The organism is Marinobacter sp. ANT_B65, from assembly GCF_002407605.1.
Lineage (GTDB): Bacteria > Pseudomonadota > Gammaproteobacteria > Pseudomonadales > Oleiphilaceae > Marinobacter.
Map to the genome: position 1 here is coordinate 629,942 of NZ_NXGV01000001.1, position 18,521 is coordinate 648,462.

Annotated in this window: 14 protein-coding genes and 2 pseudogenes; 5 read left to right on the plus strand and 11 right to left on the minus strand. The window is 54.4% G+C overall.

Features of this window, described 5'->3' with window-relative positions; genetic code table 11:
• Window positions 1–49: 49 nt before the first annotated feature.
• Entirely contained in the window at window positions 50–319 is a 270-nt protein-coding gene (locus tag CPA50_RS03050) for a ComEA family DNA-binding protein (protein ID WP_096780991.1), read from the minus strand.
• A gap of 381 nt (window positions 320–700) precedes the next feature.
• A complete protein-coding gene (locus CPA50_RS03055) occupies window positions 701–844 on the minus strand; it encodes a DUF3096 domain-containing protein (protein WP_096780992.1) in 144 nt (47 codons plus the stop codon).
• A gap of 187 nt (window positions 845–1,031) precedes the next feature.
• On the opposite strand from CPA50_RS03055, the gene CPA50_RS03060 reads away from it, so the two are divergent.
• A complete protein-coding gene (locus tag CPA50_RS03060; RefSeq protein WP_096782310.1) occupies window positions 1,032–2,762 on the plus strand; it encodes a PHB depolymerase family esterase in 1,731 nt (576 codons plus the stop codon).
• A 15-nt stretch (window positions 2,763–2,777) separates the two neighbouring features.
• Here CPA50_RS03060 and CPA50_RS03065 read toward each other — a convergent pair whose 3' ends face one another.
• From CPA50_RS03065 to CPA50_RS19900, 4 genes and pseudogenes are all read right to left on the minus strand, one after another.
• Entirely contained in the window at window positions 2,778–3,623 is an 846-nt protein-coding gene (locus tag CPA50_RS03065; protein ID WP_096780993.1) for a DUF72 domain-containing protein, read from the minus strand.
• Between the two features lie 37 nt (window positions 3,624–3,660).
• Window positions 3,661–4,779, minus strand: a complete 1,119-nt coding sequence (locus CPA50_RS03070; RefSeq protein WP_096780994.1) for a hypothetical protein — start codon at window positions 4,777–4,779, stop codon at window positions 3,661–3,663.
• A 118-nt stretch (window positions 4,780–4,897) separates the two neighbouring features.
• Window positions 4,898–5,590: pseudogene (locus CPA50_RS19895) on the minus strand (LuxR C-terminal-related transcriptional regulator); the annotation flags it as partial.
• A gap of 45 nt (window positions 5,591–5,635) precedes the next feature.
• Window positions 5,636–6,523, minus strand: a pseudogene (locus CPA50_RS19900) (sensor histidine kinase); the annotation flags it as partial.
• Between the two features lie 41 nt (window positions 6,524–6,564).
• Between CPA50_RS19900 and CPA50_RS03080 the strand changes: the two are divergent.
• The 3 genes from CPA50_RS03080 to CPA50_RS03090 all read left to right on the plus strand — a co-directional run bounded on the left by CPA50_RS03080 (window position 6,565) and on the right by CPA50_RS03090 (window position 9,331).
• Window positions 6,565–7,572, plus strand: a complete 1,008-nt coding sequence (locus CPA50_RS03080; protein WP_096780995.1) for a formamidase — start codon at window positions 6,565–6,567, stop codon at window positions 7,570–7,572.
• A gap of 166 nt (window positions 7,573–7,738) precedes the next feature.
• Window positions 7,739–8,971 (plus strand): formamidase, encoded by a 1,233-nt coding sequence (fmdA, locus tag CPA50_RS03085; RefSeq protein ID WP_096780996.1) that lies wholly within the window; start codon window positions 7,739–7,741, stop codon window positions 8,969–8,971.
• 6 nt (window positions 8,972–8,977) lie between these two features.
• The gene (locus CPA50_RS03090) at window positions 8,978–9,331 is read left to right on the plus strand and encodes a zinc ribbon domain-containing protein (RefSeq protein ID WP_096780997.1); all 354 of its coding nucleotides are present in this window, start codon (window positions 8,978–8,980) and stop codon (window positions 9,329–9,331) included.
• Window positions 9,332–9,449: 118 nt separating this feature from the next.
• Here CPA50_RS03090 and CPA50_RS03095 read toward each other — a convergent pair whose 3' ends face one another.
• From CPA50_RS03095 to CPA50_RS03115, 5 genes are all read right to left on the minus strand, one after another.
• Complete coding sequence (locus CPA50_RS03095; RefSeq protein WP_096780998.1) at window positions 9,450–10,193, minus strand: class I SAM-dependent DNA methyltransferase; 744 nt, start codon at window positions 10,191–10,193, stop codon at window positions 9,450–9,452.
• 88 nt (window positions 10,194–10,281) lie between these two features.
• Complete coding sequence (locus tag CPA50_RS03100) at window positions 10,282–12,135, minus strand: protein kinase domain-containing protein (RefSeq protein WP_096780999.1); 1,854 nt, start codon at window positions 12,133–12,135, stop codon at window positions 10,282–10,284.
• A 31-nt stretch (window positions 12,136–12,166) separates the two neighbouring features.
• A complete protein-coding gene (locus tag CPA50_RS03105; protein ID WP_096781000.1) occupies window positions 12,167–13,387 on the minus strand; it encodes a 2-oxo acid dehydrogenase subunit E2 in 1,221 nt (406 codons plus the stop codon).
• A 26-nt stretch (window positions 13,388–13,413) separates the two neighbouring features.
• On the minus strand, window positions 13,414–14,391 hold the full coding sequence (locus CPA50_RS03110; protein ID WP_096781001.1) for an alpha-ketoacid dehydrogenase subunit beta: 978 nt from the start codon (window positions 14,389–14,391) through the stop codon (window positions 13,414–13,416).
• 1 nt (window position 14,392) lies between these two features.
• Entirely contained in the window at window positions 14,393–15,577 is a 1,185-nt protein-coding gene (locus CPA50_RS03115; protein WP_096781002.1) for a thiamine pyrophosphate-dependent dehydrogenase E1 component subunit alpha, read from the minus strand.
• 338 nt (window positions 15,578–15,915) lie between these two features.
• On the opposite strand from CPA50_RS03115, the gene CPA50_RS03120 reads away from it, so the two are divergent.
• Complete coding sequence (locus tag CPA50_RS03120; RefSeq protein ID WP_227519471.1) at window positions 15,916–18,501, plus strand: DUF2339 domain-containing protein; 2,586 nt, start codon at window positions 15,916–15,918, stop codon at window positions 18,499–18,501.
• Window positions 18,502–18,521: the final 20 nt, after the last annotated feature.

Here is an 18,521-nt window from a genome sequence, read left to right on the forward strand (position 1 = left end):
CGGGCAGCCGCCGCTTTGTCAGTAGTGGAGGAGTGTTGTCCTACAACATCTACTTTACCGATATGCGTTCGGCGTTCTTTTCAACCGTGCGCTCGCCGATGCCTTTTACCTTGGCCAGATCCTCTGGCGTTTTAAAGGGACCATTCGCCTCGCGGTAAGCAACAATGGCTTCGGCTTTGTTGTGGCCGATGCCGTCAAGGCTTGTGAGAGTGACAGCGTCAGCGCTGTTGATATTGATAACTGACTGGTTGGCATGAACAGACCCGGTTGCCAGGGTGAACAGCAGTATGAGTGTAGCGAACAGAGGTGTGTGCTTCATGTGAACATGACTCCTGATGCTGAAATGCGTTGTTATGATTTTGAGTCAGAGTCGCAAGACAGAAAGGAGCAAGGTTTTCGGGTTTGTGCGGGTTCAGACAGAAGGGCGAAAGAAGTATGACGACGGTAGCGTGCAGTGCACGGGCAAGGACCACATTCCATGTGATCCTCGGTTCCGTGGCTGACCCCCGCCTGTTCCTTCAGGCTACGGCCCATCCCGAGCGCTTCATCCATGTGCCAACGATCCTTGCTGGCTTGTCATCCCTGACACCAACCATTCTAGCGTGGATGAATTCTGGGCATATGGGATATTGGCTATCGGGCGTGTGCGATATTTCCTACACCGAGCGTACGCTTCTGACTAGTCGTTTTGAGCGACATATCAAAGCGAGTATCCCAGCAACCCCAGAACACCAAGTGCAATCAGGTAACCTGCAACAATGTACTTAAGCAGTCGTGGAACCACCAGGATGGCAATCCCTGCGCCCAGGCTGATGAGTGGAGCAAGCTCGAGGTGAAGTGTCATATCTGTCCTTTAGGATAGTAATTTTCGAAAGGGTGGCGTCGTTTTTTCCGGACACAGTGTCTGGTTGCCCGGTCAGTTTTTATCTTACCTAAAAAGGATAGTGCTTTTAAATTAAAGTGTTATCCATGTGGCATGGTTTTTTCTTGTTATTCGGATGCTGAACAATAAATCCAAGAAGGAGCACCTCATGTCGAACGTTACGTTCAACTGGTTACGTCGTGTCTTTATGCCGGCGCTGGCGGTATCCATTACTTTATTGCTGCCATCTCTGCCTGCCACTGCAGGCCAGACCAATTCCTATACTCTCCCACAACAAGCCTATAACCAGTCCCGTGCCAGGGATTATAAAGTATACGTTCCGGACAATATCCAGTCGCCCGCACCCATGGTGATGGCTTTGCACGGCTGTAAACAGACCAATGATGATGTCCTGAATGACTGGGGCCTGAAGGCCGCCGCCGACCAGTATGGTTTTATTCTCGTCGCGCCCTATATCACCAGTTATGACGGGTTGCGCAATCAGAACTGCTGGGGCTTCTGGTTTGATCATCACCGCCATCAGGGGGCCGGAGAAGTAGAGGATCTGTACCAGATCGCTCTGGAGGTGGAAAGCAACTACGCTGTAGACCCTCAGCGTCGTTACATCACCGGGTTGTCATCTGGCGGGGCCATGACAGTTGTTGCTGCAGTCGCGCACAATGAATACTGGGCGGCAGCTGCACCGGCTGCCGGTATTCCCTATGGCGAGGATGCATCTTCAGTATCCCTGTCTGGCCAGTGTCCGGGGAGTGCAACTTTCCATAGTGTGTCTCGGGTAGTTTCCGATATGGAAGCTGAACTGGATGATGCCTATCCAATTCCTCTGATGGTGCTGCAGAACGAAAACGACTGCACGGTTATAAAAAACTCAGCTGACAACATCCGTGATGCCCACCTCAAAGCCTTCGGTGATCCGGCTTTTGATACCCCTGCCGAAGCAATGGCAGAATCTGCGGCCTGTTCCCCTTACTATCAGAATAACTACAGTTGCACCCGAACCCGGTATACCCGGGATGGTACCAGCGGGTCCCGCTCGGTGGTTGAAACGGTTTACCTCGATGGGCCTCTGGCTACGCCGAATGCCCAGGATACAGATCATGGCCACTATTGGGTTGGCGGTGTGAACGGCAGCAACGGCAAATGGGCTGTGCGAGCAGGACCCAGCTATCCCGATATTATCTGGAGTTTTTTTAGCGCCCATAGCCGCGACGGCTCCGCTCCGGAAGGGTTTCCTGTTATCACTTTGATTGGTGATAACCCTATGACCGTCGCGTTGAATACTTCCTTTACCGATCCGGGGGCAACAGCAGAGGATGCGGAAGATGGTTCCGTGTCGGTAACTGCGAACTGCAGCTCGGTTGATGTGTCTGCCGTAGGCTCATATTCCTGTGTGTACACTGCGACGGACAGCGATAGCAACGAGACCACAGCAGAGCGTCAGGTTGAGGTCTGGGATCCAAATGCACCGACCGAAACCTGCGAGCAGGTGACGGCGTCGCCCAGCGCGCATGTATCTGCGGGCCGTGCCTATGCGGGCGGCAGTTACAATCTCCGGGCCTATGCGAACGGTGATAACGCGGATATTGGCGGCTCGTTTGATAGCTGGAGCAATGTGGTTCTGTATGAAGGTGATCCGGGACAGTGGTTTGCCAGTGAGCCCTCAGCCTGTGGCGGAAATGACAATGGAAATGGTGATGACCCATTTTCCTGTCAGGACTGGAATTCCAGTAACCTGAGCCACAATATGGCCGGCCGCGCTTATTATGCTGGTGGTTACTACAGCACCGGAGGTGATGATTACCTGGGTGCTTTTCCCGGTGGTTATGCCTGGGTCAAGGAAACTTCGGAGGGTGTGTTCGAGCAGGGACAGTGTCAGTAGAAGTTAGCAACAGACTTAAAACAGCCCCATCTGGGGCTGTTCTTCGTTAAAACGAAGGGGTTCAAGGCCTTCCACCCGCTCGCTCAGTAACCGGGTCCAGATCTCGGTGAGAGATAGCGCATCGCCAATGTCCGGCATGTGCAGAAAAAAATAGGGACTCTGCCCTTGTTCAATCCAGGTGCCCACCCGCTCAACCCAGGGGGCGAGATAGCGGCGGTTTGCTTCCAGTTCCGGGTGGCCGATGTAGCGGATTACCGGAGCGGCATCACAGGGAAGCAGATGTACGGGTACCCGGGGTTTCTTTCGTTGGGCTTCAATGGTGATTTCGTTATCTGGAATCGCTGAAAACAGGGCTCTGGTATCCATGCATACGCGTGCGATATTGCGCTCCCGAAGTCCCCGGTTCAGGGCTTTCTCGGCCTCGCCCTTGCTGAAAAAAGCGCTGTTGCGGACTTCCACCGAGCATTTCAGGGGAGCTGGCAAGGCATCAGTAAATCGCCAGAGGTTATTCAGATGCTCCGGACCGAATGCGGCAGGGAGCTGCAATAGAAATGGGCCGAGTACGTCCTCCAGTGGTGCGATAACCTCCAGAAAATCCCGCACAGCCATATCGACACCGGAAAGCAGGCGGTCATGGGTGATGTTGCGGGGAAACTTGAGCAAAAAACGGAAGTCGTTGGGTACCTGTAAGCGCCATTGCTGACACTGTTCTTGGCTGGGTGTGGCATAAAAGGTCGTGTTGCCTTCCACACAGTTAAAAAACCGGCTGTAACGGTCCAGTGGGCTCTTGCCTGGAGGCAGTGCGCCATTCCATGAAGGATGTTGCCATTGAGGACAGCCAAGAAAGTAGGGAGGTGCCATTGCCAGTGGTTCCGGTGAGAAGGGCGTCAGAGTTGTATTACAGTTTACCGTATCCGGAATGACGATGCCGCCTGCCGCTCATGATTGCTACAAGGAGACTGAGGGTGCGCAACAGGCCGATCAAAAGCGGCGCCAGTAACCATAAGAGCCAGCTGCCTATGTAAAGTGCGGGGATAAGCAATAGCAGCCATCCCACAAACTGGACGGCCATTACGGGATAGCCGAGCACGTCCGCCACACCAGCAAACAGGTCGTTGATAATGCTGGGATGGGAGATAACGAGATAGCCCACGCCGATTACAAGGGGCCATCTGGCATAACGGGCGCTACTCAGGACCATTTTTCCGCTGCGGGTAATTCGCGTGGCCAGAGCCGCAGAACGGGTGCCGCGGCTTGCCGTTTTGGTGCTGATCGCAGCTGCGCGCCCAATGCGCAGTACTTTCACCGCACTGGCAAACGCCAGCATATCCACTGATGCCCAGCCAAGGTCACTGGCGGTAATCTCTTTGTCCAGGCGGTAGTTCCGCTCCAGGTCACGTATGCCACTGGTGAAAAACTGATTCACGCCCTCAAGTACCCGCTCGGTGCTGATCCACTGAGTCGTGCCCTGGCTGTCTACAACAAACTGGCCCAGGAAATCGTGGCCTTCAGATTGAATGAAGTTGACAGCGTACCACCCACGTTCTTCTGGCGAGAGGTCCTTGACTGGGGGTGTTGATGGGGCGCCCGTTTCGGGCGTATCGCTAAAGAGTTGCCGGAACGACTGGTAGGACCCGGTGATCCTGTTCATCCACTCAATTGTACTGATTGGGCGGGTTACAAAGTGCTGGATGGGAGGCAGAACATCCTCGCCATATTGCCTTAGAATATCCCGGAATGCAGGCTCGTCAGCGTAAAGCGGAAACAGGTTCCGGGCCATGTCCGGGTAGCGTGTGAACGCAGCCTGAGCCTTCAGGAGCAGAAGGGGGTCGTCTGACATATCCAGCAGCATTGCCTGAATCTCAACGGACTCCTCCTCAATCTCCGGGAAATTTACAAGCAGGTCGCTGGCCTGAATGCTGATCAGCTTCTCCTCAATAGAGACCGGTTCGGCAATAGTGCTGAAGACAGCCGCCATCAGCAGGGCTATACCACAAATCAGGAGTAGCTTTTTCAAATGATCACCACCGCGTATCGATTGTTCATGCTGGTCAGTCTAGCGCGAATGGAGTGGTTTGTAGTTTTTGCACCGGCTGGTTATCAAGGCTTTTCGGGTGCGCGGTCTCCTGTTACTTTTATTGTGCAGCCAGCAGACGTATGGCGCTGGCTGCCGCAGATGTGCGGTTTTCGACACCCAGCTTCCGGAATACCTGCTCCAGATGCTTGTTCACCGTGCGTGGGCTCATGTCCAGAATCTGTGCAATTTCCCGGTTGGTTTTGCCGTTGGCTATCCACAAAAGCACGTCGGATTCCCTTAAGGTCAGCTGGAATCTTTCTCTCAGGGCAGCTGTTGCGCAGGATTGGCTTTGCGGTGTTTTGAGCCGGAGCAGGTACTCCCGACCATCGACCAGTGTCAGGTATTCTATCGAATGCTGGATGTCCAGAGCCTGTAAGGGCATAGAGTGCCCGGGTTCAGGGCTGCGGTTGATCCATTCCGCAAGCCTGGTACGAATTACCTGGAAGTCCGGATGAGATGTGTCAGGAAGACGTTCACAGACCTGCGGTGTTCCCCAGAGCAGGTTGCCTTCATGATCAACGGCAAACAGGTTCTGACCTGCACTGTCCAGGGCGCTTCGGGCGCTTCGTGACATTCGGGCGTTAGCCAGGTGTACGTCCATTCGGGCCAGAAGCTCAGCTGTATTGATGGGTTTTGTTACATAATCGACGCCGCCAGCTTTCAGGCCCATCACCACATGTTCGGTATCACTCAGACCTGTCATGAAGATAATGGGGATGTCGGCGAAGGCTGGATTTTCCGTCAGAAGCCGTGTAATGGTCAGCCCGAGCCCTGTTCCGACACGGCTTTGCCCCGGGGTGCGAATGCGCTCGAAGGGACGGAATATGCGGTCTGCATTTTCCGGAGATATGCCTTCACCGGTATCCTCAACGGTAAATTCCGCAACCTGACTGCGGTATTTCAGAGTCAGGGTGACGGAGCCTCTGTCGGTGTATTTAATTGCATTGGACAGCAGGTTGATCAGAATCTGGCGCAGGCGTTTTTCATCGGTGGTTACAATGTCTGGCAGGGGGTTAGGACAGTAATAGTTAAAGGCGAGCCCTTTTTCCTCTGCTTGCAGGCGGAACATGGTGACAACCTGTTCCATCAGCATGCCAATGCGCACGCGGTCCCTGCGCAGATCAAGTCTCCCGGCCTCGATCTTGGAGATGTCGAGCAGACCTTCGATCAGATCTGCCAGGTACAAGCCGCTACGCCGGATTACTCCCAGTGCTTCCCGGCGATGGGGTGGTACTGAGTCGTCATTTTCCATCAGTTGTGCATAACCAAGAATGGCATTCAGTGGTGAGCGAAGCTCGTGGCTGATGCCTGTCAGATAGCGGCTCTTGGCACCATTGGCAGCTTCTGCATTTTCCTTCGCCTCTTGCAAGGCTTTGTCCGTTCTTTCGTGGGCCGCGATCTCTTCGGTCAGGCGCCGGGTCTGGCGCTGGGATTCCTCTTCCGCCACCAGTCGGCTTGCCTGAGCGAGAACAAAGAGCCAGCAGAAGACTCCGGTAACAATTATCAGAATGAAAAAGACTTTCCACAAAGTCATTGCCAGCAGTTCGGCTTCTGCCAGCGAACTGACTGGTGTCTTGGCGTAAATCAGGGAAAGAAGTGCTGCCGACAGTCCGTTGACCAGAACCAGTAAGGTCAGAAATGACCCGAGACGGGAATGCATACTGTCCAGCAGGAGCTTGGGCATCAGCAGGGCCAGAAATTGCTGAATCTGGTTCCGGTAACAAAATGGCGAGTACAGGTAGTGTTAGCGCTTGGGAAGAGGCGCTTCTGGTTGCAATGATTCAGTACCCCGTTCCCGTGATCAAAGGGCCGGAGGATATCCAGGTTCAGGTGGACCAGATCTGCAAGGCCCTTGCCTCGACCAAAGCGGGTTATCCCGATCTGGATCTGATTGTTTTCCCCGAATATTCCACTCAGGGTCTGAATACAGCGATCTGGACCTATGACGAAATGCTGTTGACCACCGACAGCCCTGAGATAGACCAGTTCAAAAAGGCGTGTGTTGATAACGACGTTTGGGGCGTGTTTTCGCTGATGGAGAAGAACGAGGACCCATCGAAGCCCCCATACAACACAGCCATTATCATCAACAGTGACGGTGAAATCGCACTGCATTACCGCAAGCTGCAGCCCTGGGTGCCAATCGAGCCCTGGTCCCCCGGCAACTATGGCATGCCGGTTTGTGACGGGCCCAAGGGCTCCAAGCTGGCGGTCTGTATCTGCCACGATGGCATGTTCCCGGAACTTGCCCGGGAGGCTGCCTACAAGGGGGCCAACGTGTACATCCGCATCTCCGGTTATTCCACCCAGGTCAACGACCAGTGGATCTGGACCAACCGCACTAATGCCTGGCAAAACCTGATGTACACCATATCGGTCAATCTGGCCGGCTATGATGGTGTTTTCTATTACTTCGGTGAGGGTACTGTCTGCAACTACGATGGTAACGTGGTTCAACAGGGGCATCGTAACCCGTGGGAAATTGTCACGGCGGAGCTGTTCCCGAGACTCGTAGACAAGGCGCGTGAACACTGGGCCCTGGAGAACAATATCTTCAACCTGGGTTGTCGCGCCTACGTGGGCCAGCCTGGGGGGTGCAAGGAAAATTATCTCACCTGGGTCAAAGACCTCGCGGAAGGCAACTACAAGCTTCCCTGGGATGACAAGGTCAAGGTCCGGGATGGCTGGAAATACTACCCTGACGGCGTGAAGTTGGGGCCTATGCCGAAATAGCCGTTCGTGACGGACGGGAACCATGTAGGTAACAGCCAGCCACCTGCCTACGTTAAATGACGTAGGCAGGTGGTGTTATTAACGAATGTTCGCTCCAGGTGGATTCATCAATAGTGTCCATGTTGATGTTTAGTCGACCACGATGATTCGCTGAGGAGTTACCACGATGGCTGAAACCCTGATCAAGATAGACAGAAGTAAATCCGCGTACGAGAACGAGCAGATTCACAACCGCTGGCACCCGGATATTCCCATGGCGGCAACGGTCAAGCCGGGGGACGATTTTGTTCTGGAATGTTATGACTGGACCGGTGGGCAGATAAAAAATGACGACTGTGCTGACGATATCCGGGATGTGGATCTGACTCAGGTGCATTTCCTGTCGGGCCCGGTCGCAGTAGAGGGTGCGGAACCTGGTGACTTGCTGGAAGTGGATATCCTGGATATTGGCGCGTTTCAGGACAGCCAGTGGGGTTTTAACGGCTTCTTTGCCAAGAAAAATGGTGGCGGTTTCCTGACCGAAAAATTCCCTGAAGCCCAGAAATCCATATGGGATTTCAATGGCATGTTCACCAAGTCCCGCCACATTCCGAACGTGGAATTTGCCGGTATGATACACCCCGGTCTGATTGGCTGCCTGCCATCCAAAGAGATGCTGACAGAGTGGAACCGCCGGGAGAAAGAGCTCTATGACACCGAGCCAAACCGGGTGCCTGGGCTGGCTAACATGCCTTTCGCCGATACTGCGCATTTGGGCAAACTGGCCGGTGATGCCGCCAAGGTGGCCGCAACAGAAGCTGCCCGCACGGTTCCTCCCCGTGAGCACGGTGGCAACTGTGATATCAAGGATCTGTCCCGTGGCTCCAAGGCTTACTTTCCGGTGTACGTGAAGGGGGCTGGCCTGTCGGTGGGGGACCTTCACTTCAGTCAGGGCGACGGCGAGATCACTTTCTGTGGTGCCATCGAAATGGCCGGCTGGATTCACCTGCGGGTAAATCTGATCAAGGATGGCATGTCCAAATACGGAATCAAGAACCCGGTATTCAAGCCCAGCACCATCAAGCCCCGTTATGAAGACTACGTTATCTTCGAAGGTATTTCGGTGGATGAGGAAGGACAACAGCATTACCTGGATGTGCAGGTAGCCTACCGTCAGGCGTGCCTGAACGCCATCGAGTACCTGACCAAGTTTGGTTATACACCGGCTCAGGGATATGCACTGCTCGGCTGCGCACCGGTTGAGGGTCATATCAGTGGTGTTGTGGACGTGCCTAACGCTTGCGCGACCCTGTGGTTGCCAACGGAAATCTTTGATTTCGACATCAATCCGACGGCGGAAGGCCCGACGAAGATGGTTACCCCGGGCACCGACGTACCCCTGTCACCAGACAAGGAGTAACAGATTATGCCATTGTATGACTACAAGTGCAGGGAGCACGGTTTGTTCCAGGAACTGGGCGCAGTGGCAGAAGCCGGACACCCGGCAAACTGTCCTGAGTGCCAGGTGCTTTCACCGAGGGTGATTGTGTTGCCTCCGGAGATACTGGCCATGGACCCGGCTCTGCGCAAGGCTCAGGCCCGGAATGAGAAAGCCAGGCATGAGCCGATTATCTCCACCGCTGATCAGCGTGCACGGGATGCGGAACATCGGAAGAGCTGCGGTTGTAAGAAAAAATCAGATGGCAAGCACATGCTGTTTTATACCGCTGACGGAAAAAAGATGTTTCCATCCATGCGTCCCTGGATGATCAGTCACTGACTGATCCAGGTTTAAAACTACACGTTTTGGCCCCTTCGGGGGCTTTTTTGTTTATCACCGACTGTACCGGACTTTGCTGGAACTTATCCCTGCGGGCCTGGAAAACCCTGGAACCAGCCTAAGCTTTCACACAGACAAAAATCGCGTTACCCGTCTCCTTGTTCCAGGGCATGATTTTCTCATAGTCATGTTCGAGGATATGGACGTCAAAGTATGGCTGCAGGATTTTCGTCAGCTCCTCAAAACTCAATGCCACCATGGAATGTTCATCATCCCAGGATTGAGTGACGCCGTCAGTCGTCTTGCTGATTCCGAGTTTCAGAGCCTGTTTTTCACCTTCGCCGCAGTAATGCCATGCAGAGCTGAAGGTAAATGTACTGTCTCCGCTTCTTGCCGTGTGTCTTTCAAACAGATTGTTATCTATTTTGTTTTTATCCACAGAGTTAAAGCAAAACACACCACCAGGTGTCAGTGCCCTGTATGCACTTTCAACGCACTGCTTCAGTTTTTTTATGCCAGCGTTGTAGTGTATGGAATACAGAAAGCAGGTGATCAGATCGGTAGGTTCATCTGTCCCGAAGTTGCACATGTCACCCAATGAAAAGCGGGCCTCCGGACACCGGCTTCTGGCCCTGTCGAGCATGGGCTGGTTTATATCCAGACCACTGCTTTCATACCCGAAATCGATAAAGTGGCGTACGTGGGGACCTGTACCGCAGGCCAGGTCCAGGTGTGTTTTGCCATGGTTCCCGAATAGCTGGTGCAGCCTCTGAACGCTGTGGCTCTGTGCGTGGTAGTTGATGTCCTCACATAATAAGTCGTAATAGCCAGACAGGTCGGTATACAGATGATTTGAGGACATAGGGGCCTGATGGGTTCAGTGGAAGCATTTTGAGAGCGGCGCATCGTAAACCAATCGGGCTGTTTTGCGAAGCAGATAAAGCAACAGCCTACGCCTGGCCTTCAATTGGTGCTTCCTGTCTTGGATTTCGGGGGTAATACCGCTCCGGCAGGCGCTCGATGTGAGGGAAGAAACGGGTGTCTTTGTAGGGCATTTTCATGAAGCCGGATACGCCCAGCCCGGTGATCTGGTCCACCGCAGCCAGGATTTCATCCAGTCGCAGGCGGAATTCCCCTTCTTTGTCCGGATCCAGTAATCGATACTGACTGTGTATTTTGAGATGCAGAGGCAGAGCTTCGAAGATGATCATCCCGGTGTGGCGAATGGTATTGAGCGCTTCAAGAGATGTGATGATGGTTTGCGGCAGTACCAGAAACTCTTCCGGATCTGGACCGTCTTCAAAGTAGGAGTGCACTCGTGACCGGTCTTCTACTTCCGGTGCCGAGCTTACCTGATAGGGTATCCGCATTTCCGGTGGCGCCACGAACGGGTGGTCGGGCTCATCGCGCTCAATGTGTAAAGTGTCCCGGGCATTGAACAGGCAGCTTTTGAAGATACCCTGGCGGTAGATCGCCTGTGCCAGATTTACCATATTGTTCACGGATGTAGTGAACGCTTTTTTAAGTGCCGGGTCGTGCAGGTTCAAAGACGTATCCACGTATATTCCGTCGGCTTCCCAGCGTACAGCAAGCCCGCCTTCAACCGGGTAGCGGCCGAGCCGGCTGACCGCTGCCAGGAATGCTTTTTCGGTTTCTCCCATTCCCTGCATGAAATTCTTGTAGTAGCGGTCAAGCTGCACGTCGTTGACATCGTTCAGAGTTTCCGGTGCGCCTTCCTGGCGGAGAAAGGATTTGCGGGAACTGTAGACTACTGTGTCGATCTCCCGGCCGGAAAGCCGTGTCCACACTGGCACCAGCGGTATGGGAGCGGGTTCGGGTAAGTCGATCATCACCGTTCGGGCCATGCGTGGCATCTCTTTCAGGTAATGGTCACCGGCACGTAAGCGCAGAGTCGGATCTGGGCCCAGCATGCTGTCCAGCATTCGTGCAAATTCCATCGGTAAACCCAGGGACGTGGCGGGTATAGCCTGATGTCCGAATCTGCAGGATTGTCCCGAGGCCAGTGCATAAAGAGTGGCGGCTGCACCCTGTTCATCAAATCTTGGCGATGACAGACCGCCATACAGTTGTTCTTCGCCGATGAAGTAAACGTCGCCCAGACGTGCGTTGGTCTGTTGCAGGTTATCAGACATCAGCTCCATTACATTGGGGCTGAGGAACTGCTGGTTGGCGTCCAGCTGGGCAAATACCGAGGAGCCCCAGTCGATCAGGGCGATGTTTTCATTTTCCTCATCAAACACCAGATTGGAGGGTTTGATGTCACCATGCACAATGGGGCGCTTTCCGTTATCAGATTCCCGCCGCAGGTTGCGCAGAATATCGGCAAGCTGGTCGGCTATGTGGATGATCAGGCGCGGGCTGAGGCGGCCTTCCTGTAATGAAACTTCTTCCAGATTAAAGCCCGGAGCGCGTTCCATCACCAGAATCGGCTGTTTGCCGGCGCGATAGAAGGCGATCAGGCGGGGCACCCGGGGGTGCTCTACCTGTTCCAGAATATAGGCTTCGTCTTCCAGCCGGTCGTGCAAGTGCTGGGGCAGGGTGATGCGGGTGAACTTGAACACATGTTCGAGATCCCGTGCACCTTCCAGAGGCAACCTGCCGGAAAACACGAAGCCATACGCACCCTTGCCAATCATCGCGATGTCGGTATAACCCATTTGCTTCAGTTGGGTCGTACATAACTCAACCCAGTCTTTCAGCTTTCTCGCATCGTTATGGCTTAGCAGATAAACCGACTGCTCTTCCGGGATGTAGAACTGCTGCAGCTGCGATGGTTGCTTCATCGACGATGACTGGTTCGGGTGTGCCATTCTTTCAGCCCATGTGGAGTAGCATCGATTGTGGTGACTCCAGATAACTCTTCCACAGATTGTTGAAGCGGGCGATGGTGCCGCCATCAATAATGCGGTGGTCGCCGGCCCAGCTGATCGTCATGATTGCCCGTTCTACCAACTGCCCGCTGGCATCAAAACGCGGCAGCTTCTGGGTGCGTCCGAGAGCCACGATAGCCACTTCCGGAGCATTGATGATAGGTGAGGCGTAAGTGCCACCCAGTGCGCCAATGTTGGAAATGGTAATTGTGCCACCCTTGAGGTCTGCCTGGCTTACCCGGCCTTCCCTGGCGGCTTCGGTCAGCCGTGTTACCTCGTCGGCGATCTCAAGCAGGGTAAGCTGATCCACGTTTTTGACGTTGGGTACAAGCAGCCCGATTTTGCTGTCCACAGCCATACCAACGTTACAGCCTGGCAGGTAGTGGATCTCGGTAACATCTTCGTTGATCTGACTGTTGAGTATCGGGTATTCCCGCACTGCAAGCGCAATGGCTTTCATGATGAACGGCATGAGAGTGAGGCGGGAGCCCCGGGCTTCCGCTACCGGCTTGAGCTGCTGGCGCAAACTCAGCAATTCCGTAACATCAATATCTTCGCTGAAGTTGAAGTGCGGAATGGTCGATGCGGATGCCACCATGCGTTTGGCCATAACGGCCTGCATGCCTTTGATGGGCTCAATTCGGGTTTGCTGATTCCGGGCTTCCGGCCTGCGCGGATTACTTTCTGGGGCAGGTTGCTCCAGATGTTCCAGTACATCCTCTTTGAGCACCCGCCCGTCCTTGCCTGAGCCTTCAATATCCGCCAGTGCCAGACCGTTCTCACGCACCAGACGGCGCACTGCGGGGCTGGCAGGAATCGCTTGCTGATCCGGCGATGTGGTGGGCCTTGAGACTGACTCTTTTGCAGGCGCCGGGCTTTGGGCAGGCTCAGGCTGTTTTGCCTCAGGTTCAGGGGCGTCGTTTTCACCACTTTCATCCACCAGTTCGAACAGAGGTGCATGAACCTTGGCGATATCGCCTTCTTTCCAATACAGGCGGGTAACCCGGCCTTTGTAGGGAGCCGGAATTTCCACCAGTGCTTTATCGGTCATAACTTCAGCGACAGGCTGATCTTCTTCAATCAGATCGCCTTCACTTACCAGCCACTTAACCAGTTCACATTCCACGATACCTTCGCCGATATCGGGCAGTATAAAATCACTCATCATTGTTCTCCTGTCCGGATATCCGCTTAGAATTCGACGCTTTCCCGAATGGCCTCGTAGACCTTCAGGTGGTTGGGGAAGTGCTCTTTCTCAAGCACCAGAGGGAAGGGTGTGTCCATCCCTGTGACCCGCGCGATCGGTGATTCCAGATACAGGAAGCAGCGTTCCTGAATGGTTGCGGCTATCTCGCCGGCAAAGCCTCCCGTAAGGGGTGCTTCGTGGGTGATCACCAGTCGCCCGGTTTTAAGCACCGATTCAGCAACGGTTTCTACGTCCCAGGGCAGAATTGTGCGCAGATCAATGACCTCGCAGGAGAAACCTTCTTTTTCTGCCATTTCTACGGCTTTGTCGATCACTTCCATCTGTGCGCCCCAGCCCAGCACTGTCACATCTGTGCCTTCCTTCAGGACTTCGGCTTCGCCCAGAGGCAACCGGTATTCGCCTTCCGGGACTTCGCCTGTGGAGGCGCGGTAAAGCCGCTTGGGCTCAAAAAACAGAGTGGGGTTGGGGTCGTTAATGGACGCCAGCAGCAGCCCCTTGGCCTGATGCGGATTGCGTGGCACTACCACCTTCAGACCCGGGGTGTGGGCAAAATAGGCTTCTGGTGACTGTGAGTGGTAAAGGCCGCCGGCTATTCCGCCACCGTAGGGTGAACGAATGGTTAAACCGCCTACGTTAAACAGGTTGCCGGAGCGGTAGCGGAACTTTGCGGACTCGTTAACAATCTGGTCGAATGCCGGGAATATATAGTCCGCAAACTGGATCTCAGCTACCGGGAACGAGCCTTGAGCCGCAAGGCCGTTTGCGAATCCGATAATGCCCTGTTCCACTAACGGGGTGTTGAAACAGCGGTCTTTGCCGTATTTCTGTTGCAGATTGCTGGTGGCCCGGAATACGCCGCCAAAAACACCGACATCTTCACCAAAGCACAGAACGCGGTCGTTGGCCGCCATCGCGATATCCAGAGCATCGTTGATGGCCTGCAGCATGTTCATCTTCGCCATGTTATGCCCCTCCCTGAACCTGGCCAGCCGACTTGGGATACTCGTCCGGATATTTGCGAATATGTGCTTTAAGTTTTTCAAACTGCGCGTTCAGCACAGGTGGCACTTCGTCGTACACGTCTGTTACCAGGGAGTCCAGCGGAGGAGGCGGGCGCTTCTGGGCTCGTTTCATGGTTTCGAGCACTTCCCGGCGCAGACGCTCCTGCAGTTCTTTCTCTTCGTTCTCGCTCCACCATTTCTGCCGGACTAGCCAGTTGTACATGCGCAGAATCGGATCTTTCTCGCGCCACACGGCTTCTTCGTCTTTGCTGCGATATCCTGACGGGTCATCGGATGACGAGTGTGCCGCAAGGCGATAGGTCATTGCTTCAATGAGTACCGGGCGATTCTCTTCTACCGCCAGCTTGCGTGCGGCTTCGGTGGCCTGGTAGACCGCCAGGGTGTCGTTACCATCAACCCGGATGACATCCATTTTGTAACCGTACGCACGGGGAGCCACGCCATCGGCAGCGAATTGTTCGGTTGCCGGTGTGGAAATGGCATAGCCATTATTACGGCAGATAAAAATCACTGGTACGCGGTGCACGGTTGCCATATTCAGGGCAGCATGGAAGTCGCCTTCTGAAGCCGCACCTTCACCGAAGTAAGCCACAGTACAGTGCCCGTCGCCGGCCATTTTCTGCCCATAGGCATAACCTGTAGCCTGGGGGATCTGCGTGGCCAGTGGTGATGATATGGTCATGTAGTTAAGTTTGCTGGAACCATAATGAACGGGCATCTGGCGACCTTTGCCATAGTCCAGTTCATTGCCGAACAGTTGGTTCATGAATTCGTCAATGGTGAAGCCGCGATAGGCGAGGGCGCCTTGCTCACGGTACTGAGCCATGATCATGTCGGCATCGTCCAGCGCGGCGGTGCTGCCGATAATGGAAGCTTCTTCGCCGGTGCACTGCATATAAAAGCTCAGGCGGCCCTGGCGCTGGGCGCCCAGCATGCGCTCATCCAGTACGCGGGTTGTTATCATCGCGTGGTAGATTCGCAGAGCTTTTTCTTTGTCGATATCAGGAGCTTTGCCGCCTTTGTAGAGCGAGCCGTCCTGTTTCAGAAGTTTAAACGTTGGAATGCGGAACTCCGCACCGTCCGTAAAAACAGGTGTGTAAACGGTTTTGGATTTTGTTGTTGTCATAATCCTCGTCCTGGGGTGATGGCTTGAGGAACAGAATGCCCCTTGTGAGGGCATCGTTAAGTTACGGAGCCTTGTTCTGTCTGCCGGTGTTTTGCCAGAGTATAGAACGCTTTATGCAACCTTGCCGGTGTTGCAATGAAGCTCCCGTTGCCAGTCATTCCGGTTTGGGTAAAACCTGTTTAAGTCTGGCAAAGTTGACCTTAACGTAAAGTGTCCGGTTTGGGTAGTGTGCTCTTTCAGATGAGCTATCGCCCCGGAGAGGATAGACTAGCTATTACACTGGGGGCTCCCCCGCATATGACTGGACTCTCGGAAAAGGTAAAGGGATTTTGGAAGCAATGTTGATTCTTCTTGGCGTGGGTCTCGCGCTGTTTATACCTCTGGGTGCTGTTCTTGGCTTTGTGGCGTTTTGCAAGCGGAATGAGCAGGTTACTCGTGTTGAGTTACTGGGGCGTGAGGTTGCTTCGCTGAAGCTTGAAGTTGTCGAGTTGCGCCGGCAAGCCGGACAGGCTTCGCCACCTTTACAGGTATCGCTTCAGGAAGAGATCATTTCCGGTCAGCCGGCTGAGCCTGAGCGTCAGGTCACAGAAGAAATTACGGCGGCACAGTGGTCGGCTATTCCTCAACCGGAAACAAAAACAGAAGCAGATGACTGGATTGAGCCTCGCAAGCCCTCCCGCATTATTGCTGCCCTGAAAGAAAATTGGATGGTCTGGCTGGGTGGGCTGAGTGTGGCTCTGGCTGGTATTTTTATGGTCAGCCACTCCATAAACTCCGGGTTGATTGGTCCTGTTCAACAACTGCTGCTTGCTCTTGTTACGGGTGTTGCCCTGCACGCAGGTGCTGAATTCCTGCGCCGACGTCATAGGAGTCCGGATCAGGTGTTTGCTGCACTGGCGGGTGGAGGCAGCATTACCCTGTATGCTGCAGTACTTGCAGGTGTTCACCACTACGAACTGATCAGCCCTGTCGTCGGGTTAATCGTCCTGGCTGCAGTGTCCCTGATGACCATGGCACTGGCACTGGTGCATGGTCCATTGCTCGCTATCATGGGTTTAAGTGGTGCCTATCTTGTACCTCTTCTGATCGGTGGTGAAGGTGGCAGTGTTGCCTTTGTGCTTTCGTACAGTTTCCTGATTACGCTCAGTTCACTTCTGTTAATGCGCTGGGTTTTTCGTGACTGGCTTTGGTACGCCACGCTTGCCGGCGCACTATTGTGGTGGGCCGTTACCCTGGCCGCATCGCCCTCCGAAATGGCAACGGCCTGTTATCTTGCCGGGCTGTTTATGGTCTTTGCATTTCTGCCGGGTAAGGAACAGGCCCCGCCGTCGCGCTTGCGTGAGGCATTTCTGCCACTACTGGCTATCTGGGGCATCTCGGTTGCTCACCAGGCTGGGGATAACTCATCCTTGTGGGGCTGGCTGCTCGTTCTGCCGGTGGCCTCCCTGATTCCTCAGAGCCGAGGCGTACTCTGGTTCCTGCCCTGGGGCGCGGTTCTGGCGAGCGTCGCTGGCTGGTTGCTCTATGTGGGCGGGATAGACGGAGATTTTGTATATCTGCTGCAGATCCCGCTGAATCAACAGGCGGGTTTTGTCAGTTACCTTATTGCAGCTGCCATCATCACCACTGGCCTTGGTTTGTGGCAGTGGGGTCGCTACGCCGATCAGCGGCGCTGGGCGTCACTGACGCTGCTGTCCTCCCCCTTGTGGCTGGTGCTCGGCTGGTTGCTGCTTCACGGTTATGGCGAAACATCGGTAGTGTGGGCCGTCAGCACTCTGCTATTGGGCGCTGTATATGGTGTCCTGGCCTGGCGAATGGAAGGGAATGCGCGCTACGGGAATGGCGTGGTCTGGTCAGTGCTGGCGGCACATATTTGCTATTCGCTGGCTACGGTTATGGCCTTCCGTGAAGCGTCACTCACTTTGGCTCTTTCGGTTCAGTTCGTCAGCCTCACCTGGCTTGCGCGGCGTTACCAGATGCCGGAGCTGTATATGTTGCTGAAAGGTGTGTTGGCGCTGGTTGTTGCGCGGCTGACCTTTAATCCCTGGCTGCAGGGTTATGACGACAGTGTTCACTGGTCGCTCTGGACCTATGGCGGTGCCACGCTATTGGCGGCTGTTGCGACCAGACTTGCGGACCGGAATCATTCGATTCGCCCCTGGCTGGAAGGTGCTACCTTGCATCTTCTGGTGCTGTTCCTGGGGACAGAATTGCGTTACTGGCTCTACGACGGTGATATCTTCATTCACGAATACAGTCTTGTTGAAGCAACGCTGAATACTTTGCTATGGGGTGCGCTCAGTGTGACCTATGCGGTTCGCGCCAAAGCCAGCCAGTCACTGATCTGGCTCTATCGATTGTTCTCATGGGTCCTGCTGGCGCTTTCCGGGATCAGCTACCTGGCACTGGTGACGCTGCATAACCCCTGGTGGAACGACGGTGTTATTGGCGGTACGCCTGTTTTCAATATGTTGCTACCCGCTTTTGGTGGCCCTGTTCTTCTGGCGTTTATTGTCAGCCGCTTCCCGGAGATTGTCCCCAGGCTCTGGGCTCTGTGCGTCTCGGCGGGGGCCTTCATCCTGTTCACAGCTATGGAAATTCGTCAGTTCTGGCAAGGCAGTGATATGGCGTTGTGGTTTGGCATGACCGAGGGGGAGCTGTATACCTATTCGGTGGTTGGAATGTTTTACGCTATCGCCGCCATTATCTACTCCACGGTTTATTCGGCGAAAAGTGCCCATATTGTGTTGTATAGGGCAGGCATGGCTTTGCTGGGCATAGTGATTGGAAAAATCTTCCTGATTGATATGGCCGGCCTGCAGGGGCTTTGGCGGGTCGCCGCGTTTATGGGACTGGGGCTTGCGCTTCTGGGCCTTGCATGGCTGTACCGAAAAGCGCAGCGTGCCAGTACTCAGGCCCCATAAATCTATTTGTTAAACAGAGA